Raw genomic sequence first — 21,484 nt, 5'->3', positions numbered from 1 at the left:
TGGCTGCAAGCAGGGATCCGAGGCGCGGTCAGACCGACCAGTGCGGGAAATCCATGCCGGAGAGGCGGCGGAACCGTGCCGCGTCCTCCGCCAGGTCCTGGCGCAGCCGGGCCAGCAGCGGCGCGGGGAATTCCGGCGGCTTGCGGTTCGGGCCGAAGGCCGCCAGCCCGCGCAGCCGGTCGCGCATCCGCTGGTCCAGCAGCCGGGTCAGCAGCGGCCGCAACGGTCCCTGCGCCAGCCGCAGCAGCGGCCGGGGCACGCGCGACAGTTCCGAGGTGGCGTTATGCGCGGCAAGCGCCGCGACCGGCATCGGGTCGGCGCCGACATGGGCGCAGATCCGGTCGAACTGCGCCTGCGGATCGGCCAGCAGGGCGTCGAAATCGACGATCAGGATGCGCTTGGGGCCGAACAGCGCGCGCCAGGGATCCAGCTGGCGGGCATAGCTGCTGATGTCGAGGATGCTGAGATATTCATGCGTATCCGCCAGCGCGTCGGGCGGCGGCAGCGCCAGGCCCATGTTCCAGCTGTGGGCGTATTGAGAGACCGCCCGCCGGACCGGGTCGCGCACGACATAGACCAGCCGCGCATCCGGCGCATGGTGCGACAGGGTCTGCGGCACGTCGGGGAAGTCGCGCAGCTTGGCATAGTTCGGGCTGGCCTCGCCCCGGATCGGCAGGGCGGGGTCGAACTGGTCCAGATACCATTGCAGCCCGCGCCCGTAATTCCTGCCGGGGATGAAGAAATCGGTCTCCTTGTCGCGCGACATCGAGATCTGCGGATGGCGCGACAGGACGGAATGCAGCGTCGTCGTGCCCGCCCGCATCGCGCCGATGATCACGAAATCGACCGGGGCCCTGTCGCGGGCCGATCCCCCGCCGGGTTGCGCTGCCATGTCCGTCATGATGCCTGAACCGTGAAACAGAATACCGAAACAAACGGCGATCCGGGCCGGTGGATCGCGCCGGCGGCGGATAACAGCCGAGGCGATCCGCCGCAATGGGGTCTTGTCCTGCGCCCGGCGGCGACGCCCGATCAGTCCGCCTGCCCGGACGTCTCGGCCGCCTCGATCCGGGCGGTCAGCAGGCCCGGCAGTTCGGGCCGGGACAGGATGGTCATGTGGGTCGTGTCGGGCAGCACGGCCAGCCATGCGCCGGGGATGGTCGCGGCCAGATGCGCGCCACGTTCGGGCGGCAGGAAGTCGGTATCGCCCAGGATGATCTGGGTGGGCGCGGTGATGCCGGCCAGTTCCCCGTCGCTCCAGCCCCAGTCCGAGGCGATCAGCTGGCCCAGCTTCTCCATCACCTGCTGCATCGCGCCCGAGCCCTCGGGATTCTGCTCCTCCCAGCTGCGCCGCATCTCCAGGAAGTCCTTGGGCGTGGGCAGCAGGGCCAGGATTGCAGGGTCGGGCGGCTGGTCGGGATTGCGGTTCATCTCGACCAGTCCGGGCAACATGCCGTCATTGCCTTGCGCCGCCGAGATGGCGCTGAGCGAGGCGACGCGATCGGGCGCATGGACGGCCAGGTCGTAGCCCAGCATCCCGCCCAGGGAAAAGCCCACGACATGGGCGGCCTCGACCTCCAGCGCGTCCAGCACGGCGATGGTGTCGGCGCGCATCCGCTCCATGGTGATCGGGCCGTCGCGGTCGGCGCTGCGGCCGTGGCCCTGCTGGTCGATGCCGATGACCGGGCGGTCCTGCGACAGGACCGGGATCAGGTCGGCCCATGCCAGGGCGGTATTCATCGCGCCGCCATGCAGCAGCAGGATCGGCGCCCGGCCGGGGTCCAGGTCGCCATGGACCTCGTACCAGATCGGGTGACCGTCAACGGTCACGGTTTCGGCCATGGCCGCCATGGGCAGGGCGAGGGCGGGCAGGGCGGCAAGCGCAAGCCACAGGGGTCTCATCCGGCGCCATCCTTCTGCCGGGCATCCGCCGCCTGCCAATGGGCCATGTGATCGGCCATCGCGCGCCCGAAGGCCGGCCGCGAGGTGGCGCGTTCGGCATAGGCGGCCAGCCCGTGCAGATCGTCCAGCAGCCCCGCCTGCGCCGGGATGCGCAGCATGTCCGACATCAGCAGGTCGGCGACGGTGAAGCGATCCGCGACCAGCCAGTCGCGCCCCTCCAGCGCCGCCTGCAGCTGCGCCAGGCGCTGGCGCAGCGGCGCCTCCAGCCGGGTCGCGGCCGCCTCGTCCTCGTCGAAAAAGCGGGCGACCTCCCATTGCAGGGCGAAGGGCTCGACGCTGTTCAGCGCCGCGATCACCCATTGCAGCGTAAGGGCGCGGTCCTGGCCCTCGGGCATCAGTTCGGTGCCCTCGGCCAGGTGCAGCAGGATCGCGCCGCTTTCGAACAGCGACAGCTCGCCGTCGCGGATCATCGGGACCTGCGCGAAGGGCTGGCGCGCCAGATGTTCGGCCGAGCGTTCGACGGCCGGCACGGTATCCACCTCGTATTCGCGCCCGATCTCCTCCAGCAGCCAGCGGATGCGCAGGTCGCGCACATGGCCGCGCGGGAATTCCGGCACCCAGTCGAATGTGGTCAGGACCAGTGTCATGGCATACGCTCCTTCGGGCCGACGACGGCGAACCAGGCGCCCTGCGGATCGGTCGCCACCGCGATCCAGGCGCCGCCGGGCACCTCGATGGGGCCGTGATGGACCTGGCCGCCCGCGGCCTTGATGCGCGCGATCGCCTCGGTGGTGCCGTTGACGCCGAAATAGGGCAGCCAGCAGGGCGCGGGCGCATTGCCCAGGCCCATCATGCCGCCGATATCGGTGCCGTCATGGCGGAACAACTGGTAGGTGCCCATCTCGCCCATGTCGATCCCGTCGCCCTTCTGCCAGCCGAACAGCCCGGCATAGAAGGCGAAGCCCGCCTCGGGATCCGTACTCATCAGCTCGGTCCAGTTGCCATGGCCGGCCTTCTGCTGGTCGAAGGCCCGCGTCTCGCCGCCATCCGCCATCGGCGCGGGGCAGAGGATGCCGAAACCCGCGCCCTGCGGGTCGGCGGCGATGGCGAAGCGGCCGGTGTCGGGAATGTCGGCCGGTTCGCGAAAGATCCGCCCGCCCGCCGCGCGGATGTCCGCCGCCGCCTTGTCGGCGTCGTCCACCCCGAAATAGAGCGTCCAGTTGGGCGGCATCTCGGCCACGTCGTCGGGCATTTCCATCAGCCCGGCGACCAGATTGCCCCCGGCGCGGGCAAGGTGATAGGTGAAGCCCTCCATCCCCGCGTCCTCGACCTGCCAGCCCAGCACCTCGCGATAGAATGCGCCGGCCGGGTCGAGCTGGCCCTTGCCGGTCGCCAGCTCGAACCAGATCGGATGTCCGTGAATCCTGGCCATCCTCAGGCCCTTTCGTCCATGACGGGCGCGAAGCCGCCCCAGAACATCCGCATCCCGTCGAAGGGCATCTCGGGCATCTCCATGCCCTCCATCTCGGCCTCCATCTTCTTGCCCGCCTCGTCGCAGGTGGCGCGGTCGGGCCATTCGATCCACGAGAACAGCGGCACCTCGCCATCCTTCGCCTCGGTCGCGCGGTAGAAATCCGTCACCTTGCCGCGCGGCACGTCCTCGCCCCAGCATTCGATCTGGTGGGTGGCGCCGAAACGCTCGAACATCTCGGTCGCGCTGCGGGCCATGTCGATATAGGCCTGCTTCTTCTCGGCCGGGGCCGCCAGCACGAAGCCCTGGACATAGCTGCCCGGACGGCTTTCTCCCTGCTCGACGATAGGCGCGAAGCCGCCCCAGAACATGCGCATTCCGTCGAAGGGCATCTGAGGCATCTGCTGCATGTCGGGGTCGGACATCATCGCGGCCCAGGCCTTGTCGCAGGTCTCGCGGTCGGGCCATTCGATCCACGAGAAGATGGGCACCTCGCCGTCCTTGGCGCCGGTCGCGCGATAGAAGTCGGTCTGCTTGCCATGGGGCACGTCCTCGCCCCAGCATTCGACCATGCGCCGGGCGCCCTGTTTCTTGAAATAGGGCCAGGCGCCCTTGGCATGGGCGATATAGGCCTCCTTGTTGGCCGACGGCACGGCGGCGACGAATCCCGAATAATAGGCCATCTGAACCTCCCTTGGGTTTGCTGTTCTGCGCCTTCGAATCGAAGCTTGCCACTTGCAGTATTAAAAAGCAACTGATAGTATGGAAACATGACTAATACCGGCGAAACCATGCGGATACGCTATGACGAGGGCTGCCTTGCGGCCCATGCCCTGAACGTGATCGGCGACCGTTGGGCGCTTCTGGTGGTCAGGGAACTGCTGCTGACCCCCAAAAGGTTCCAGATGATCCGCCATGGCGTGCCCGGCATCACGGCGGGGGTGCTGACGCAGCGGCTGGCGCAGCTGGCCGGGGCGGGGGTGCTGCGCCACGACCAGGCGCTGGGGATCTATGCGCTGACCGAGGGCGGCAAGGCGCTGCTGCCGGTCTTGCAGGCCATGTGCCGCTGGGGCGCCGCCCATCCGGGCCACGATCCGCGCCGCTTCATCAGCCCGACCGCGCTGATGATCTCGATGACGGCGATGATCGATGCGGAAGCGGCGCGGGGCTTCCATGCCACGGCCGGCTTTGCGATGGGGCGCGAGGGCTTCGTGCAGCGCCTGGCCGGCGACGGCCTGCTGCAGGTCGAACCCGCGGCCGAGATCGACGCGGATTTCGTCCTGAGCGGCGAGGCCAATGCCCTGGCCCGCGCGGTCTATGGCCCCGAATCGCTGGCCGAGCTGGCCGCCGCGCAGGAGATCGGGCTGCAGGGCGATGCCGGCGCCGCGCAGCGTTTCGTCGATCTGTTCCGGCTGGGCTAGGTGGCGCGGTCCAGCTTGGTGGACAGGTGGATCAGGCTTTCCGAGGACCGCACCCCGTCCAGTCCGCCGATCCGGTCCAAAAGATCGTCAAGCTCGGCCGTGGTCACGGCGGCCACCTGCAGCAGCAGGTCCACCCGGCCGCTGATGGTGTGGATGCGCTCGACCTGCGGCATGACGCGCAGCCGCGCCAGGATCGCGGGCAGGCTGCGCGGCTCGATCGCGACCAGCACCGTCGCGCGGATGCGCGCCGCCCGCGCCGTGTCGCCCAGCCGCACGGTATAGCCCGCGATGGCGCCGCTGCTTTCCAGCCGTTCCAGCCGCGCCTGCACGGTCGAGCGCGCGACCTTCAGCCGCCGCGCCAGCACCGCCACCGACATGCGCGCGTCCTGCGACAGCTGCGCCAGAATGTTGCGATCCAGTTCGTCCACGCAAAGCGCCCCTTGTTTCGTCAAATCGTCACGCAGTTCGTCATATTAACCGGCATGGCGCGCGAATCTATCCTTTTCATCGGTGAATTTGGAAACCAAAAGCGCCATTCTGTGTTGAGGCACTCTCGCCCTTCGACACCATCTCTGAACGCGCGAAAGGACCCGCCATGGGAGAACAGAAGACCGTCTGGGACAATCCGGCCGAGATCATCCGCCATCTTCAGCCCGAACACCCGGTCATGGTCTTCGCGCCCACCGTCCTGCAGGACCGGGCGCGGCAATTCATCGCGGGTTTTCCGGGCCTGGTGACCTATGCGGTCAAGTCGAACCCGGAAGAGGCGGTGATCCAGAACCTGGTGAGCGCCGGGATCCGCGGCTTCGACGTGGCCTCGCCCTTCGAGATCGACCTGATCGGCCGCCTGGCGCCGGGGGCCGCGCGCCATTACCACAACCCGGTGCGCTCGAAGGCCGAGATCGCCCATGGCATCGCCGCCGGGATCCGCGCCTGGTCGGTCGACAGCGCCTCGGAGCTGGACAAGCTGCTGGCCCAGGTGCCGACGCAGGTCGAGGGCGAGGGGGTCGAGATCTCGCCCCGCTTCAAGCTGCCGGTGCTGGGCGCGGTCTATGATTTCGGCTCCAAGTTCGGGGCCAGCCCGGAATATGCGGCCGAGATGCTGCAGCGGGTGGCCGCGCGCGGTTATGTCCCCTCGCTGACCTTCCATCCGGGGACGCAATGCGTCGATCCGGGCGCCTGGGAAAGCTATATCCGCGTGGCGGGCGAGATCTGCCAGATGGCCGGGATCGCGGTCCGGCGGCTGAATGTCGGCGGCGGCTTTCCGTCCTATCGCGTGCAGGGGGTCGAGCCCGACCTGCAGGCGATCTTCGACAAGATCGCCGAAACCACGGCCGAGACCTTCGGCGAGAACGCCCCGCAGCTGGTCTGCGAGCCGGGGCGCGGCATCTGCGCCGATGCCTTCGCGCTGGTCGCGCGCATCAAGGCGGTCCGCGACGGCGCCAATGTCTTCCTCAACGACGGCGTCTATGGCGGGCTGGCGGAACTGCCGATCATCGGCAATATCGACCGCGTGCAGGTCCTGACCCCCGAGGGGCGGCCGCGTCCGGGCGAGCGTTCGGGCCGGGTGATCTTCGGGCCGACCTGCGATTCGGTGGACCGCCTGCCGGGCGAGCTGAACCTGCCCGACGACATCGCCGAGGGCGACTATGTCGTCTTTCAGGGGGCGGGGGCCTATTCGACCGTCACCAATACCCGCTTCAACGGCTTCGGGCAGCTGGCCCACGCGACCGTGATGGCGCTGGAGTAACGGAAATCTCATGTCCTCATGCTAGCGTCGGGCGATGCAGACGATTCGCCCGACGCTGATCCATGTGGTGCTGATCGACGGCACCTTCGCCTCGCTGGCCGACGGGCGGCACAGCTCGATCGGGCGCATCCACGACCTGTTGCGCGGCCAGATGGGGCCGCTGCCGGGCGCGCGGCTGCGGCTGTATTACGCGGCCGGCCAGCAATGGAACCGCTGGCAGACCCTGCCGGAACTGGCCATGGGCCGGGCGCTGGAACGGCGCATCATCGAGGCCTATGGCTGGCTGGCCAATGGCTGGCGGCCGGGCGATCCGGTGTTCCTGTTCGGCTATTCGCGCGGCGCCTTCGCGGTGCGCAGCCTGGCCGGGATGATCGGCCGCATCGGCCTGTTGCGCCCCGAACGCGCGACGGAACGCAACACCCGGCTGGCCTGGCGGCTGTATCGCGAGGGCGGGACGGCGCAGACCCTGGCCGCCTTCCGCCGCCGCTGCCATCCCGACATGCCGATCCGCGCCATCTGCTGCTTCGACACCGTCGCGGCGCTGGGGCTGCGCCTGCCGCTGCTGTGGATGGTGACCGAGCCGATGTTCCGCTTCCACGACGCGCATCTGGGCGCGGGGGTCCAGCACGGCTTCCACGCCCTGGCGCTGGACGAGACCCGCGCGGCCTATGCGCCGCTGCTGTGGGACGCCAATGGCGACGCCGATGCCGGGGGCCATGCCGACGGACGCGTGCGGCAGATGTGGTTCCGCGGCGTCCATCCCGATATCGGCGGGCAGCTGCGCGGGCTGGAATTCGCCCGGCCGCTGGCCAATATCCCGCTGGTCTGGATGCTGGAGCAGGCCGGCGGCGTCGGCCTGCCGCTGCCCGAGGACTGGCGGCGGCATTTCCCCTGCGATGCGACTGCGCCCTCGATCGGGTCCTGGCGGCAATGGGGCAAGGCCTTCCTGGCCCGCGCCCCGCGGCTGGCGGGCGCCAATGCAAGCGAGGACCTGCATCCGACCGTGCCCCGGCCCTATCCCGGCCCGGCCTTGCTGGCCGGCCAGCTTGCCGACCAGGCGGCGGACCGGCCCCGGCGGCGGCTGTCGCGCAAGGCCCTGCCGGAAGCGGAACCGCCGCGCAGGAAGGCACAGGGCTGAGCGATCAGCCCCGCATCGTTCAGCCCCGAATCGCCACGCCCCAGGGCGCGGCCGCCAGCAGGTCCGGCAGCTGCTGCCAATGCGTGAAGCGGCCCTCGGCCTGCGCGTCCTGATCCCCGTCCTCATGCGGGGTGAAATGCAGCACCGGCATCCGCGCGGCGCGGGCGGCGGCAAGCCCGACGGCGCTGTCCTCGATCACCAGGCACTGGTCGGGTGTGACGCCCATGCCGGTCGCGGCGGCCAGGAACACCGCCGGGTCGGGCTTCCACGCCCGCACGTCATAGGCGCTGTAGAGCCGGTCGCCGAAGAACCCGGCCAGCCCGGTGATCTGCAGCGCCGTGGCGATCTTGTCGCGCGGCGCGCTGGAGGCGACGCAGATCGGCAGGTCGATCCGGTCCAGCGCCTCGGCCACGCCGGGAAAGGCCGCCAGCTCGCGCTCGAACAGCCCCGCCACATGGGCGCGATAGCGCGGCACGAAATCGGCGTCGGGGGCGACGCCGTGGCGCTGGGTCAGGTCCTCGATGATCCGGTCCAGCTGCACGCCGCGATAGCTTGCGATCAGCTGGGGCAGGGTCAGCGGCAGGTCGGGCAGCAGGTCCAGGAAGGCGCGGCAATTGGCGATCTCGCTGTCGACCAGCGTGCCGTCCAGGTCGATCAGCAGGCAGCGCGGCATGGTCAGGCCACGGCCTCCAGCCCCGAAGGCTCGGGCCGGATGCCCAGGGTCGCGCAGACATCCAGGGTCATTTCCGGCCGGTTCAGCGTGTAGAAATGCAGCCGGTCCACCCCGCCGTCCAGCAGCTTGCCGCACAGCTCGGTGCAGATCGCGGTGGCCAGCCGGCGTTCGCTGTCGGGGCCTTCGCTGATGGCGGTGGCGAAGGCGTCCTCGGCCCATTGCGGGATGCTGGTGCCGCAGGTGGCGGCAAAGCGCTTGGCGCCCGCCCAGCCCTGGATCGGCAGAAGGCCCGGAATGATCGGCGCCTCGATCCCCGCCGCCGCGCATTTGTCGCGGAAGCGGAAGAAGGTCTCGGGCTCGAAGAAGAACTGCGTGATGGCGCTGGTCGCGCCCGCGTCGATCTTGCGCTTCAGCCAGGCCACGTCAGCATCGGTCGAGGCGCTGTCGGGATGCGGCTCGGGATAGGCGCCGACGCGGATGGTCATGTCGCCGCGCGCCGCGATGGCCTCGATCAGCTCGACCGAATGGGCGAAGCCGTCGGGATGGGGCGTGAAGCGGTCCTGGCCCTTGGGCGCATCGCCGCGCAGGGCCACGATCTCGCGGATGCCGGCATCGGCATAGTCCTGAACGATCTTCAGGGTTTCCGCGCGCGTCGCCTCGACGCAGGTCAGGTGCGCCGCGACGTTCACGCCGTAGTGGCGGTTGATGGTCGTCACCGCCTCATGCGTCAATTGCCGCGTCGTGCCGCCCGCGCCATAGGTGACGGACACGAAATCGGGCCGCAGCGGGGCCAGCGCGCGCGCGGTTTCCCACAGCCGGAAGGACGCATCCAGCGTCTTCGGCGGGAAGAACTCGAAGCTGATTTTCGGCGCGGGGCGGCTCATGACGATTCCTTTCCTTTGCGGCCTTGTGCCACGGCGCTAACGGTGAAACAAATTCATAATCTTCAAGTTGATCATGAAAGCGGCTCACATGCACCTTGAATTGCGCCATCTTCGCACGGTTCGGGCGATTCATGAACAGGGCGGGCTGGCCCGCGCGGCCGATGTCCTGAACATCACCCAGTCGGCGCTGTCGCACCAGGTCAAGGCGCTGGAGGAACAGGCCGGCGTCGAGCTGTTCGTGCGCCGCGCCAAGCCGATGCGGCTGTCGGCGGCGGGGATGCGGCTTCTGCGCCTGGCCGAGCAGGTGCTGCCCCTGGTCGCCGCCACCGAGGCCGAGTTCAAGGGCGTCGAGATGGGCCGCGTCGGCCGGCTGCATATCGCGATGGAATGCCACGCCTGTTTCGACTGGCTTCTGCCGGTGCTGGATCTGTTCCGCCGCACCTGGCCCGAGGTCGACGTGGACATCCGCCAGCGCCTGGCCTTCGCCGCGCTGCCGGCGCTGGCGCGCGAGGAGGTGGACCTGGTGATCTCCTCGGACCCCGAGGAGGTGGCGGGCGTGACCTTCCAGCCGCTGTTCGACTATTCGCCGACGCTGCTGGTGCCGGCCGGGCATCCGCTGGTCCAGAAGGGCTATGCCGAGCCGCAGGACCTGGCCGGCGAGACGCTGATCACCTATCCGATGGATCGCGGGCGGCTGGACGTGTTCAGCCAGTTCCTGACCCCCGCCGGGATCGAGCCCGCCCAGACCCGGCAGGTCGAGCTGACCGCCGTCGCCGTCATGCTGGTGGCCAGCGGGCGCGGCGTCGCGGTGATGCCCGACTGGGTCTTGCGGCGCGAGGCCGCCAATCCCGAGCTGGCGCTGCTGCCGCTGGGGCCGGGGGGCATGATGCGCCGGCTTTACGCCGCGGTCCGGGAAAGCGACCTGGGCCTGCCCTACATGGCGCATGTGCTGCGGCTTTCGCGCACCGAACCCCTGCGGATGTTGCGTGACCCGGCGGCCTAGCTTGGCTTTTCGCGCGCGGGGGCCTATGACGCGGCCAACCCCATAGGAGCACCGGATGCAAAGCGCGAATCTGAACATCATGATCAAGGCCGCCCGCAAGGCTGGCCGCAGCCTGGTCAAGGATTTCCGCGAGGTCGAGAACCTGCAGGTCAGCGTCAAGGGCGCGGGCGATTTCGTCAGCCGCGCCGACCGCGAGGCCGAGCGGATCATCAAGGAGGAACTGCGCGGCGCGCGGCCGAACTATGGCTGGCTGGGCGAGGAAACCGGCGAGGAGGCGGGCGAGGATCCGACCCGGCGCTGGATCGTCGATCCCCTGGACGGGACCACGAATTTCCTGCACGGCCTGCCGCATTGGGCGGTCAGCATCGCGCTGGAACACAAGAAGGAAATCGTCGCCGCGGTCATCTTCGACCCCGCCAAGGACGAGCTGTTCGTGGCCGAGAAGGGCGGAGGCGCCTTCATGAACGACCAGCGTCTGCGGGTGTCGGGGCGCAGCCGGATGATCGAATCGATCTTCGCCACCGGCGTGCCCTTCGCCGGGCGCGGGCCGCTGCCCGCCACGCTTCAGGACCTGGCCCGGCTGATGCCGCTGACCGCCGGCGTGCGCCGCTGGGGCTCGGCCTCGCTGGACTTGGCCTATGTGGCGGCGGGCCGCTATGACGGCTATTGGGAACGCGGCAACAACCCCTGGGACGTGGCGGCGGGCATCCTGCTGGTGCGCGAGGCGGGCGGCTTCGTCGAGGGGCTGCGCGACGGCGACGATCCGCTGGAATCGGGCCGGCTGGTGGCCGCCAACGCCGCCATCTTCGATCCCTTCGCCAAGGTCATCCGCAGCCGCGACTGACCGGGAATCCACCGGCCACCCGCCCCAGCCCCGCGGCATCCCGGCAACGCCGGCGGGCTTGCACGGCATGCAGACCGGGCTTGCCTTGACCTTGCGACAGCACGGGCGCATGGGCTGGGCATTGCCCGGAACGCGATGACCATGCCAGACGACAAGAACGCCCCGCCCTATGCCGCCTCGGCGGCCTCTGCCTCTGCCCCGCCGCCGATCCCGCCCAGCACCCGGCCGCCGGTCAGGGACCGCACCGGGCTGGCGATCCTGCTGATGTGCCTGGTCAGCTTCATCTTCGCGCTGCAGGACGGCTTCTCGCGCGTGCTGGGCGAGGGCTATCCGCCGGTCCTGGTGGTGATGATCCGCTACTGGGTCTTCGCGGTCTTCGTCATCGCGCTGGTCTCGCGCCAGCCGGGCGGGCTGAAGCGCGCGGTCAGGACCCGGCGCCCGCTGACCCAGATCTTCCGGGGCGTGATCCTGGTGGCCGAGGTGCTGATCATGGTCGAGGCCTTCGTGCGCCTTGGGCTGGTCGAGACCCATGCCGTCTTCACCGCCTATCCGCTGCTGGTCGCGGCGCTGTCGGGCCCGGTCCTGGGCGAAAAGGTCGGCTGGCGGCGCTGGACCGCCATTGGCATCGGCTTCATCGGCATCCTGGTGATCCTGCAGCCCGGCAGCGGCGTCATGCGGATCGAGGCGCTGCTGCCCTTCGCGGCGGCGCTGATGTTCGCGCTCTACGGGCTGCTGACGCGCCATGTCTCGCGCGACGACCCGCCTATCGTCAGCTTCTTCTGGACCGGCATCGCCGGGGCGGTCGCGATCACGCTGGTCGGGATCTGGGAATGGCAATGGCTGGCGCCGGTCGACTGGCTGTGGATGGCCTGCCTCTGCGCGGCCGGGATGACCTCGCATTACCTGATGATCCGCGCCTACGAGATGGCCGAGGCCTCGGCGCTGCAGCCCTTCGCCTATACGCAGCTGGTCTGGGTCAGCATCATCGGCGTGGTGGTCTTCGGCGAGGTGCTGCGGCCCAATGTCGTGATCGGCACCGGGATCGTGGTCTGCGCGGGGCTGTTCACTCTGTGGCGGATGCGGCGGAAATCGGCGTGATCCAGCCTTGGGGCAGGCGCGGCCCGATGAAGGGCTTGGCCTGCGGCCGCGCCGACAGGGCCAGCGTCAGCCGGACGGGCGGCGGCGGCATCAGCCCGCCCCCGGTCAGCTCCCATGTGGGCACCAGCGGCGCGGGCTTGCCCTGGATGCGGGCGCGATAGACGGGCATCGCCTCGGTCACGCGCATCACATAGTTGCGGGTCTCGTCGAAGGGGATCAGCTCGACCCAGTCCACCGGGTCGAAGTCGCGGCGCAGGTCGCCGAAATCGTTCAGCCAGCGGGCGGGGCGGCCCGGCCCGGCATTGTAGCCCGAGGCCGTCAGCGCGACCGAGGTCCCGAAGCGGTCGCGCAGCCCGGCCAGATAGGCCGCGCCCAGCCGCGCGTTATAGGCGGCATCGGTGGTCAGGCGCGGCAGGTCGTAGGGCTCGCCGATCTTGCGGGCCATGTCCTGCGCGGTGCCGGGCAAGACCTGCATCAGCCCCTTGGCGCCGGCATGGCTGCTGACGGTATGGTTGAACTCGGATTCCTGCCGGGCGATCGACAGGACCAGCTCGGGCGGCAGGCCCAGCTCCTTCTTCTCCAGCCCGGTCAGCGGGAAATGCGCCGCCGGATAGATGATGCCCTTGTTCGCGGCCTGCTTGGACAGCCTGAGGCCGTGCCAGGGCGCGCCGGCCTCGTACATCAGCCGCGACATGCGGCCGATATCCTCGGGGCCGGCGGTCTCGGCCAGATGCAGCAGGAACCGCTGCGCGTCATCCTTGCGGCCGGTCGCCACCAGCCACAGGGCGGCCTGGAAGACGTTGTTCTCGCGCAGCGCGCTGCCGCGCCAGTCGGGCAGGCTGTCCGTGGCCTCGCCGGTGACGGCGTAATCGGCGGGCATGGTGACGCGCGCCTTTTCGGCCGCAAGCTGGCCGTAATAGGTGCCGGGCATGGCCGCGCCCTTCGCATAGGCGCGCGCGGCGGCGGCGTCATCGCCAAGCGCCTCATGCGCGCGGCCCTGCCAGTAATGGGCGCGCGCCTTGCTGATCAGGCTGGCGACCACCTCCTCCAGATGCAGGAAATGTTCCAGCGCCCGGTCGGCGGCGCCCTGCTTCAGCGCCGCATAGCCCGCCAGCCATTCCAGGTCGGCGTAATGGCGGTTGTCGGGGGTCAGGAAATGCGGCGCGGCCAGCCGCTCGGCCCGCGCCCAGTCGCCGGCCCGCATCGCCAGCCGCGCGTAATCGACCCGCATCGAGGCCCAGAGATCCGGCATCCGCAGCGTCTCGGCGCTGGCCGAGGCCTCCAGCATCAGCGCCTGCGCGCCCTCGTGCTGCTTGGCCCGGACCCGCCACAGGAAGCGGTCCAGCGTCAGGCCGGGATCGGCGCGCTGGTCAGTGGGCAGGGCAAGGATCAGGTCGTCGACGCCCGCGCGTCCCGCCTGCAAGGCGATGCGCGCCTTCAGCAGCGGCTGCCGGGCCTCGGGCAGGCGGGGCAGCAGGCGTTCGGCCTGCGCCCATTCCTGCCGGTCCAGCATGGCCACGGCGCGGGCCGGATGCAGCGGCGCCAGCTCGTCGCCATGGGCGGCCAGGAAGGCGGTTTCCTCGGCCGCGCTCAGCGGGACCTCGCGCCAGAAACGCGCCCGCTCGGCCCGCGCGGCATCCTCGTCCAGCGTGGCCAGCCAGGCGGTCTCGGTCGCCAGCGAATCCGGCAGCCGGTCGCCCAGCCATTCGCGGATCGCCTCGGCCGGCAGGTCGGGGCGCAGCTTGCCGTCGCCGCGCTGGCGCAGCAGCGCCAGACCGGGCCAGTCGCCATGGACGCGCAGGAAGGCCAGGTAGTCGTCGAAGCCGCCATGGCCCAGGCGCAGCGCCTGCCAGCCGACCAGCGCCTCGGCCATCGGACCCGAGGCCCGCGCCGCATCCCGCGCCGTCACCCAGTCGCGGACATCGGCCGCCGCCAGCGCCAGCGCCATCGCCCCGGCATCCTCGGCGCGGGGTGCGGAAAGCGGCAGGGCGACCAGCGCCGCCACGGCCAGAATGTCGCGCAGATGTCGCATCACCCCTCTCATGTCGCCGCCCTGCGCCGGAAGCGCAATTCACATCCTTGGCAAGTCCATCGCCCGGATATAGGTTCGCGCGACTTCAACCCGAGCCCATAGGAGCGTGTCATGTTCAAAGGGTCAATGCCCGCCCTCGTCACGCCGTTCACCCCGGACGGCGAGCTGGATCTGGACACGCTGAAGAAGCTGGTCGAGTGGCATGTGGGGCAGGGCAGCCACGGGCTGGTGCCGGTGGGCACGACCGGCGAGAGCCCGACCCTGACCCATGACGAACATCGCCTTGTCGTGGAAGAGGTGGTCAGGATCGCCGCCGGCCGCATCCCGGTGATCGCCGGGGCGGGGTCGAACTCGACCCGCGAGGCGATCGGGCTGGTGCGCCATGCCGCCGAGGTCGGCGCCGACGCGGCGCTGGTGGTGACGCCCTATTACAACAAGCCCACCCAGGCGGGGCTGATCGCCCATTTCACCGCCCTGGCCGAGGCGGTGGACCTGCCGATCATCATCTACAACATCCCCGGCCGCTCGGTCATCGACATGACGCCCGAGACGATGGGCCAGCTGGCGCAGCTGAAGAACATCGTCGGCGTCAAGGACGCCACCGGCAGGCTGGAGCGCGTCAGCTGCCAGCGGATGACCTGCGGCAAGGATTTCATCCAGCTGTCGGGCGAGGACGCGACGGCGCTCGGCTTCAACGCCCATGGCGGCGTGGGCTGCATCAGCGTGACGGCGAATGTCGCGCCGAAGCTCTGCGCCCGGTTCCAGGAGGCGACGCTGGCGGGCGACTACGCGACGGCGCTGGAATGCCAGGACCGGCTGATGCCCCTGCATGTCGCGATCTTCGTCGAGCCGGGTCTGGTCGGCGCGAAATACGCGATGTCGCGGCTTGGCCTCTGCGACGAACGGGTGCGACTGCCGCTGACCCCGCTGACCGAGGGCGCGCGCCGCCAGATCGACGCGGCGCTGGAACATGCCGGGCTTCTCTGACCGATAGGGAAAAGGGGGCGCTGCCCCCATCGCCTTGCGGCGATTCCCCCGGAATATTTGGACCAAGATGAAAGCGGCCGGCTTCTTCGTTGTCCAAATACCCTCGGGGGTCCGGGGGCAGACAGCCCCCGGCCGGTTCGGTTTCGCGATCAGTTGCGGGCCTTGTCGACCATCTTGCCCTTCGAGATCCAGGGCATCATCTCGCGCAGTTTCGCACCGACCTGTTCGATCTGATGTTCGTCATTGATGCGGCGGGTCGCCTTGAAGGAGGGCTGGCCGACGGCGTTTTCCTGCATGAAGTCGCGCACGAACTTGCCGGTCTGGATGTCGCGCAAGACCGCCTTCATCCGCGCCTTGGTCTCGTCATAGGGCAGGATGCGCGGGCCCGAGACATATTCGCCGTATTCGGCGGTGTTCGAGATCGAGTAGTTCATGTTCGCGATGCCGCCTTCGTAGATCAGGTCCACGATCAGCTTCACCTCGTGCAGGCATTCGAAATAGGCCATCTCGGGCTCGTAGCCGGCTTCGACCAGCGTCTCGAAGCCCATGCGGATCAGCTCGACCAGGCCGCCGCAGAGCACCGCCTGCTCGCCGAACAGGTCGGTTTCGCATTCCTCGCGGAAATTGGTCTCGATGATGCCCGAACGGCCGCCGCCGATGGCCGAGCAATAGGACAGGCCCAGGTCCATCGCCTTGCCCGAGGCGTCCTGATGCACCGCCACCAGGCAGGGCACGCCGCCGCCCTTGACATATTCGCCGCGCACCGTGTGGCCGGGCCCCTTGGGGGCCATCATGATCACATCGACGCCGGGCTTCGGCTCGATCAGGCCGAAATGCACGTTCAACCCGTGGGCAAAGGCGATCGCCGCGCCTTCGCGCAGATTGTCGTGGACGTATTTCCTGTAGGTTTCGGCCTGAAGTTCGTCCGGCATGGTGAACATGATCAGGTCGCACCAGGCGGCGGCCTCGGCGATGCCCATCACCTGCAGCCCCTCGGCCTCGGCCTTCTTCGCCGAGGCCGAGCCCTCGCGCAGCGCGACGACGACATTCTTGGCGCCGCTGTCGCGCAGGTTCAGCGCATGGGCGTGGCCCTGGCTGCCATAGCCGAGGATCGCCACCTTCTTGTCCTTGATCAGGTTCACGTCGCAGTCGCGGTCATAGTAAACGCGCATGTCAGGTCCTTTCCTGTCTGATGCAGCCATTCTAGCCGGTTCATGACGTGGGGGATGTTCATTCATCGCGGAAAATGCGATTGAAACGAGAAAATCATGCCTGAAATTTGGATCAATCATGAAATCCATGCCTGATGCGACGGATCGGCGCATACTTCGCCAGCTGCTGGCCGATCCCGAGGCGCCGAATGCCGTGCTGGCCGGGCGCGCCGGCGTGACCCCGGCCAGCCTGTGGCGGCGGCTGGAGCGGATGCGCGAGACCGGGGTGATCGCCGCCATCCAGTCGCGGATCGACTGGCGCGCCCTGGGATGGGAGGTCGAGGTCAGCCTGCGCTTCAACCTGGACAAGACCAATCCCCGCGCCTTCGACGAATTCATGGCCGCGGCCCGAGACGTCCCGGAAGTCATTGAAATCCAGACATTCCTTGGCAGCGTCGACCTGCGCCTGTCGGTCATTGCGCGGGACATGGCGCATTGGCAGCAGATCTATCGCGACCGGATCCTGACCCTGCCGCATGTCTCGGACATCGACGCGCTGATGCTGGTCTCGACCATCAAGGACAGCACGGAGCTGGCGCTGTGAGCGGGCTGGACGGCACCGACCTGGCGATCCTGCGGCTGCTGGCCGCGGATGCGACCAGAAGCGCCGCCGAGATCGGCCGCGCCGTGGGGCTTGGCCAGCCTGCGGCCTGGCGGCGGATCCGCAGCCTGACCGAATCGGGCGTGCTGGCGGGGCGGCGCGTGGTTCTGGACAATGCGGCGCTGGGTTTCGGCGTCACGGTGTTCCTGGGCATCCGGCTGGCGGCGAAGGGGCGCACCAGCCTGGAGGATTTCGAGCGCGCCGTCACCGCCATCCCCGAGGTGCAGCTGGTCCAGCACGTGCTTGGCCAGTTCGACTATCGCCTGCGCATCACCGCCCGCGACATTTCCGATTTCGAGCGCATCCTGCGGCGGCGGATCATGACCCTGCCCGGCATCGGCCAGGTCGAGGCCAATGTGCTGCTGTCCGAGGAACGGCGGCCGGGGCCGCTGGGGACGCTGGCGCAGGGATAGCGGCCGGGGCGGCAAGCCGCCTTCGCCGACCGCTGCCGCGCGCCCCGTGGCCGTGCCCTATTCGGGAATGATCCGCACCGCCCCCTTCGCCGCGCTTGTGGTCATCGCCGCATAGGCGCGCAGCGCCGTCGACACCTTGCGCTTGCGGGGCTTCGCGGGCTTCCAGCCCTCGGCTTCGCGGATCGCGCGGCGGGCGGCCAGCGTGGCGTCGTCGACCGCCAGGTGGATGCGGCGATTCGGGATGTCGATCTCGATCAGGTCGCCCTGCTCGACCAGGCCGATGGTGCCGCCCTCGGCCGCCTCGGGCGAGACATGGCCGATCGACAGCCCCGACGATCCGCCCGAGAAGCGCCCGTCGGTGACCAGCGCGCAGGCCTTGCCCAGGCCCTTCGACTTCAGGTAGCTGGTCGGATACAGCATTTCCTGCATCCCCGGCCCGCCGCGCGGCCCTTCGTAGCGGATCAGCACCACCTCGCCCGGCTTGACCTTGCCGGTCAGGATGCCGGACACCGCGTCGTCCTGGCTTTCGAAGATATGCGCGGGGCCGCTGAATTTCAGGATCGAATCGTCGACGCCCGCGGTCTTCACGATGCAGCCGTCCTCGGCCAGGTTGCCATAGAGCACCGCCAGCCCGCCATCCCGCGAGAAGGCGTTTTCGACATTGCGGATAACCCCGCCGGCACGGTCCAGGTCCACCGTCTCATAGCGGCGGTCCTGCGAGAAGGCCACCTGCGTCGGCACGCCGCCGGGCGCCGCGCGGAAGAAGTCGCGCACGGTGGCGGATTCGGTGCGGACCACGTCCCAGCGGTCCAGCGCCTGGGCCAGCGTGCCGGAATGGACATTGCCGACCGAGCTGTCCAGCAGGCCCGCGCGGTCCAGCTCGCCCAGGATCGCCATGATGCCGCCGGCGCGGTGGACATCCTCCATATGCACATCGGCCTTGGCCGGGGCGACCTTGCACAGCACCGGCACCTTGCGCGACAGCCGGTCGATGTCGGACATGGTGAAATCGACCCCCGCCTCATGCGCGGCGGCCAGCAGGTGCAGGACGGTATTGGTCGAGCCGCCCATGGCGATGTCCAGGGTCATCGCGTTCTCGAAGGCGGCGAAGCTGGCGATGGCGCGCGGCAGGACGGCGGCCTCGTCATTCTCGTAATAGCGCCGCGCCAGGTCGACGACCAGGTGCCCGGCCTCGACGAACAGCCGCCTGCGGTCGGCATGGGTGGCGAGCGTCGAGCCGTTGCCGGGCAGCGACAGGCCAAGCGCCTCGGTCAGGCAGTTCATCGAATTGGCGGTGAACATGCCCGAACAGGACCCGCAGGTGGGGCAGGCCGACCGCTCGATCGCGGCCACGTCGGCATCCGAGACGGTGTCGTCGGCGGCGGCGACCATGGCATCGACCAGGTCCAGCGCCTTGACCTTGCCGTCCTCCAGCACGACCTTGCCGGCCTCCATCGGGCCGCCCGAGACGAAGACGGTGGGGATGTTCAGCCGCAGCGAGGCCATCAGCATGCCGGGCGTGATCTTGTCGCAGTTCGAGATGCAGACCATCGCGTCGGCGCAATGGGCGTTGACCATGTATTCGACGCTGTCGGCGATGACCTCGCGCGAGGGCAGGGAATAGAGCATCCCGTCATGGCCCATGGCGATCCCGTCATCGACGGCGATGGTGTTGAATTCCTTGGCGATCCCGCCGGCCGCCTCGACCTCGCGCGCGACCAGCTGGCCCAGGTCCTTCAGGTGGACATGGCCGGGCACGAACTGGGTGAAGCTGTTGACGATGGCGATGATCGGCTTGCCGAAATCGCTGTCCTTCACGCCCGTCGCCCGCCACAGGCCACGCGCGCCTGCCATGTTGCGGCCATGGGTGGTGGTGCGGGAACGATAGGCGGGCATGGCTTGAGTCTCCTTTGGCTGGCCGGGTTCTTAGCACCGCGCGCGGCGGAAGGAAATTGCCCGTGGCGGCAAGGGGGGCTGTCTGCCCCCCGTCCCTACGGGACTCCCCCCGAGGATATTTGCGCCAAGATGAAGGATCACGAGGCGAGCTTCATCGCCAGGATGCCGCTGACGATCAGGCAGGCGGCGATCACCCGCGCCAGGGTGAGGGGTTCGCCCAGCAGCACGATGCCCAGGATGAAGCTGCCGACGGCGCCGATGCCGGTCCAGACCATATAGGCTGTGCCAAGCGGAAGCTGGCGCATGGCGATGGCCAGCAGCCAGAAAGAGCCGATCATGGTGACGATCATGATCGCCGTCGGCAGCAGCCGGCTGAAGCCATGCGATTGCTTCATGGCGGTGGCCCAGACGATTTCGAGAAGTCCGGCGATGAACAGGGTGAGCCAGGGCATGGGAGGCCTCGTGACGCGGGCCGGGTCGTCCCGGCGGTTCTGCCCGTGATGGGGAGGTCGTCCTCGCCCCCGTCATCTAGGACAACTGCACCCCGCCTTCAAGACATGGTCCCTCGCACTCCTTCCAAATACCTCCGGGGGGAGCCGCCGCCAGGCGGCCGGGGGGCAGGCAGCCCCCCGCCATCGCGGGACGCAGGAAGCGCCGCGGGTTTCCCGCGGCGCCCGGGGCGGCATATCTCAGCCGTGGCGCATCCCCAGCCCCGCGCGCATCATCAGCCGCCGCACTGGGGCGATGCCGTAGAGCCCGCCAAGCGCCGCGGCGCGCAGGTCGCGCAGCGGCCGGGCGGATGCCTGGCTGGCTCGGTTCAGCGCGTCGATCCCCAGCAGCCGCGCATAGGCGTCGGGGCGCCGCGCGCGACCATAGGCTGCAAGGCTGTCGGCGCTGCCGGGATTGGCGCGCGACAGCTCGATCAGCGCGGCAAGGTCGGCAAGGCTCATGTTCAGCCCCTGGGCGCCGATCGGCGGGACGACATGGGCGGCCTCGGCGATCAGCGCGGTTCGCTGGCCGCTGAAGCTGTCGGCGATCTGGCTGATGATCGGCCATTGCGTCAGCCGCGTGGCCAGGGTCAGCTCGCCCAGCACCCCGGCGGAACGGGCGTTCAGCTCGGCATGGAAATCCGCCGCCGGCAGCGCCGCGAGGCGGGCGGTCTCGCGGCCGCTTTCCATCCAGACCACCGCGGAGGACGGCCTGCCCTCGCGATCGGGCAGCGGCACCAGCGTGAACGGCCCGCCCGAGCGGTGGACCTCGGTCGAGACGTTCAGATGCGGCGCCGCGTGGGTGACGGCGAAGGCCAGCGCCTTCTGGCCATAGCGGAAGCGGCGCACCCCGATCCCCAGCGCCTGCCGCACCGGCGAATCGCGGCCGTCGGCGCCGATCAGCAGCCTTGCCCGGACCTGGGCGCCGTCGGACAGGGTGACATGGGCGGCCTCGTCGCGGGTGATGACCTGCCGGGTGGCGGTGCCGGGCCGGAAGCGCACGTTCTGCAGCTGCGACAGGCGGTCGGCGATCTCTCGCCGCAGCAGCCAGTTGGGCAGGTTCCAGCCGAAGGGCGCGTCGCCGATCTCGGCGGCGTCGAAGTCGCGGGTCAGGCGCGGCTCGGGCCGGGCGCCGCCGGCATCGACGATGCGCATGACCTGCAGGGGCGTGGCGAAGGGCGCCAGCCGGTCCCACAGCCCGATCCGTTCCAGCAGCGCGACCGAGGGCGCCAGGAAGGCGGTCGAGCGCAGGTCGGCGCCCTCGGCCGATTCCTCGGTGACCGGGGGGGCGGGATCGACGCAGAGGGTCGAGAAGCCCTCGGCCCCGAAACCCGCCGCCGCGATCAGCCCGGCGATGCCGCCGCCCGAGACGAGGATGTCGCAATCCCGTGGATCATGGCTCATTGGCGGCCTCTTGCTTGGCGCGTTTGCTTTGCCCGCCCTGCGGTCAGTTACCGGCGGTGAAGGCCAGCATGATGACGAAGACCAGGATCGTCGCGGCCAGCCCGAGAAAGCCGAGCGCCGGCAGGCCGAAATTCATCACCAGCGCGACGGCGAGGATGACGACCAGCAGCACCGCGACCAGCACGCGGATCGTCAGGCGGGTATCGTCGGTGGGGGTGGTGTCGTGGGTCATGGGTGCCTCTTGCTGCAACGGCGGCAGCGCATTGGG

23 protein-coding genes are annotated in these 21,484 nt (G+C 69.3%); 9 read left to right on the top strand and 14 right to left on the bottom strand.

Translation table 11 applies throughout. The features are described from left to right. Positions 1 to 28: 28 nt before the first annotated feature. The 5 genes from C9E82_RS01265 to C9E82_RS01245 all read right to left on the bottom strand — a co-directional run bounded on the left by C9E82_RS01265 (position 29) and on the right by C9E82_RS01245 (position 4,056). On the bottom strand, positions 29 to 892 hold the full coding sequence (locus tag C9E82_RS01265; protein ID WP_170162095.1) for a sulfotransferase family protein: 864 nt from the start codon (positions 890 to 892) through the stop codon (positions 29 to 31). A gap of 140 nt (positions 893 to 1,032) precedes the next feature. Beyond that, entirely contained in the window at positions 1,033 to 1,902 is an 870-nt protein-coding gene (locus C9E82_RS01260; RefSeq protein WP_119898581.1) for an alpha/beta fold hydrolase, read from the bottom strand. After that, positions 1,899 to 2,549, bottom strand: a complete 651-nt coding sequence (locus C9E82_RS01255; protein ID WP_119898582.1) for a glutathione S-transferase family protein — start codon at positions 2,547 to 2,549, stop codon at positions 1,899 to 1,901. Before C9E82_RS01255 ends, C9E82_RS01260 begins: the two co-directional genes overlap by 4 nt. Beyond that, positions 2,546 to 3,334, bottom strand: coding sequence for a VOC family protein (locus C9E82_RS01250; protein WP_119898583.1), 789 nt, complete (start codon positions 3,332 to 3,334; stop codon positions 2,546 to 2,548). Before C9E82_RS01250 ends, C9E82_RS01255 begins: the two co-directional genes overlap by 4 nt. A 2-nt stretch (positions 3,335 to 3,336) precedes the next feature. Continuing rightward, a complete protein-coding gene (locus C9E82_RS01245) occupies positions 3,337 to 4,056 on the bottom strand; it encodes a DUF1428 domain-containing protein (RefSeq protein WP_119898584.1) in 720 nt (239 codons plus the stop codon). Between the two features lie 87 nt (positions 4,057 to 4,143). On the opposite strand from C9E82_RS01245, the gene C9E82_RS01240 reads away from it, so the two are divergent. Continuing rightward, positions 4,144 to 4,794, top strand: coding sequence for a winged helix-turn-helix transcriptional regulator (locus C9E82_RS01240; RefSeq protein ID WP_119898585.1), 651 nt, complete (start codon positions 4,144 to 4,146; stop codon positions 4,792 to 4,794). Here C9E82_RS01240 and C9E82_RS01235 read toward each other — a convergent pair. Continuing rightward, a complete protein-coding gene (locus tag C9E82_RS01235; protein WP_119898586.1) occupies positions 4,791 to 5,222 on the bottom strand; it encodes an Lrp/AsnC family transcriptional regulator in 432 nt (143 codons plus the stop codon). The genes C9E82_RS01240 and C9E82_RS01235 overlap by 4 nt on opposite strands. Before the next feature lie 167 nt (positions 5,223 to 5,389). Between C9E82_RS01235 and C9E82_RS01230 the strand changes: the two genes are divergently transcribed. Both C9E82_RS01230 and C9E82_RS01225 read left to right on the top strand, forming a co-directional pair. Continuing rightward, complete coding sequence (locus C9E82_RS01230) at positions 5,390 to 6,544, top strand: type III PLP-dependent enzyme (RefSeq protein WP_119898587.1); 1,155 nt, start codon at positions 5,390 to 5,392, stop codon at positions 6,542 to 6,544. 34 nt (positions 6,545 to 6,578) lie between these two features. Further along, entirely contained in the window at positions 6,579 to 7,682 is a 1,104-nt protein-coding gene (locus C9E82_RS01225; RefSeq protein WP_119898588.1) for a DUF2235 domain-containing protein, read from the top strand. Between the two features lie 19 nt (positions 7,683 to 7,701). Here the strand turns inward: C9E82_RS01225 and C9E82_RS01220 are convergent, their stop codons facing one another. Beyond that, the gene (locus C9E82_RS01220; RefSeq protein ID WP_119898589.1) at positions 7,702 to 8,355 is read right to left on the bottom strand and encodes an HAD-IA family hydrolase; all 654 of its coding nucleotides are present in this window, start codon (positions 8,353 to 8,355) and stop codon (positions 7,702 to 7,704) included. A gap of 2 nt (positions 8,356 to 8,357) precedes the next feature. After that, complete coding sequence (metF, locus tag C9E82_RS01215; RefSeq protein WP_119898590.1) at positions 8,358 to 9,239, bottom strand: methylenetetrahydrofolate reductase [NAD(P)H]; 882 nt, start codon at positions 9,237 to 9,239, stop codon at positions 8,358 to 8,360. 88 nt (positions 9,240 to 9,327) lie between these two features. On the opposite strand from metF, the gene C9E82_RS01210 reads away from it, so the two are divergent. The 3 genes from C9E82_RS01210 to C9E82_RS01200 all read left to right on the top strand — a co-directional run bounded on the left by C9E82_RS01210 (position 9,328) and on the right by C9E82_RS01200 (position 12,184). Beyond that, a complete protein-coding gene (locus C9E82_RS01210; RefSeq protein ID WP_119898591.1) occupies positions 9,328 to 10,242 on the top strand; it encodes a LysR family transcriptional regulator in 915 nt (304 codons plus the stop codon). A gap of 55 nt (positions 10,243 to 10,297) precedes the next feature. Next, the gene (locus C9E82_RS01205; RefSeq protein WP_119898592.1) at positions 10,298 to 11,086 is read left to right on the top strand and encodes an inositol monophosphatase family protein; all 789 of its coding nucleotides are present in this window, start codon (positions 10,298 to 10,300) and stop codon (positions 11,084 to 11,086) included. Between the two features lie 141 nt (positions 11,087 to 11,227). Continuing rightward, on the top strand, positions 11,228 to 12,184 hold the full coding sequence (locus C9E82_RS01200) for a DMT family transporter (protein ID WP_119898606.1): 957 nt from the start codon (positions 11,228 to 11,230) through the stop codon (positions 12,182 to 12,184). Here C9E82_RS01200 and C9E82_RS01195 read toward each other — a convergent pair. Next, positions 12,150 to 14,216: a lytic transglycosylase domain-containing protein gene (locus tag C9E82_RS01195; protein WP_119898593.1), complete on the bottom strand. Its 2,067-nt coding sequence runs from the start codon at positions 14,214 to 14,216 to the stop codon at positions 12,150 to 12,152. The two genes, C9E82_RS01200 and C9E82_RS01195, sit on opposite strands and share 35 nt — an antisense overlap. 111 nt (positions 14,217 to 14,327) lie before the next feature. On the opposite strand from C9E82_RS01195, the gene dapA reads away from it, so the two are divergent. Next, positions 14,328 to 15,203: a 4-hydroxy-tetrahydrodipicolinate synthase gene (gene dapA / locus C9E82_RS01190; protein ID WP_119898594.1), complete on the top strand. Its 876-nt coding sequence runs from the start codon at positions 14,328 to 14,330 to the stop codon at positions 15,201 to 15,203. Positions 15,204 to 15,352: 149 nt separating this feature from the next. Here dapA and ilvC read toward each other — a convergent pair whose 3' ends face one another. Beyond that, positions 15,353 to 16,375, bottom strand: coding sequence for a ketol-acid reductoisomerase (gene ilvC, locus C9E82_RS01185; RefSeq protein ID WP_119898595.1), 1,023 nt, complete (start codon positions 16,373 to 16,375; stop codon positions 15,353 to 15,355). A gap of 127 nt (positions 16,376 to 16,502) precedes the next feature. On the opposite strand from ilvC, the gene C9E82_RS01180 reads away from it, so the two are divergent. Both C9E82_RS01180 and C9E82_RS01175 read left to right on the top strand, forming a co-directional pair. Then, entirely contained in the window at positions 16,503 to 16,958 is a 456-nt protein-coding gene (locus C9E82_RS01180; RefSeq protein ID WP_119898596.1) for an Lrp/AsnC family transcriptional regulator, read from the top strand. Then, on the top strand, positions 16,955 to 17,428 hold the full coding sequence (locus tag C9E82_RS01175; RefSeq protein ID WP_119898597.1) for an Lrp/AsnC family transcriptional regulator: 474 nt from the start codon (positions 16,955 to 16,957) through the stop codon (positions 17,426 to 17,428). The genes C9E82_RS01180 and C9E82_RS01175 overlap by 4 nt, the downstream gene beginning before the upstream one ends. Positions 17,429 to 17,485: 57 nt before the next feature. On the opposite strand, the gene ilvD is transcribed toward C9E82_RS01175, so the two are convergent. The 4 genes from ilvD to C9E82_RS01155 all read right to left on the bottom strand — a co-directional run bounded on the left by ilvD (position 17,486) and on the right by C9E82_RS01155 (position 21,448). After that, positions 17,486 to 19,324, bottom strand: coding sequence for a dihydroxy-acid dehydratase (ilvD, locus tag C9E82_RS01170; RefSeq protein WP_119898598.1), 1,839 nt, complete (start codon positions 19,322 to 19,324; stop codon positions 17,486 to 17,488). 137 nt (positions 19,325 to 19,461) lie between these two features. Continuing rightward, entirely contained in the window at positions 19,462 to 19,776 is a 315-nt protein-coding gene (locus tag C9E82_RS01165; RefSeq protein ID WP_119898599.1) for a DMT family transporter, read from the bottom strand. Positions 19,777 to 20,013: 237 nt separating this feature from the next. Then, complete coding sequence (locus C9E82_RS01160) at positions 20,014 to 21,216, bottom strand: UbiH/UbiF family hydroxylase (RefSeq protein WP_119898600.1); 1,203 nt, start codon at positions 21,214 to 21,216, stop codon at positions 20,014 to 20,016. 43 nt (positions 21,217 to 21,259) lie between these two features. Beyond that, entirely contained in the window at positions 21,260 to 21,448 is a 189-nt protein-coding gene (locus C9E82_RS01155) for a hypothetical protein (RefSeq protein ID WP_119898601.1), read from the bottom strand. Between the last annotated feature and the right edge of the window lie 36 nt (positions 21,449 to 21,484).

This window comes from Paracoccus sigandri (assembly GCF_003709565.1).
In the GTDB taxonomy this organism is placed as follows: domain Bacteria; phylum Pseudomonadota; class Alphaproteobacteria; order Rhodobacterales; family Rhodobacteraceae; genus Paracoccus; species Paracoccus siganidrum.
This window is presented reverse-complemented; position numbering and strand designations above follow the sequence as displayed.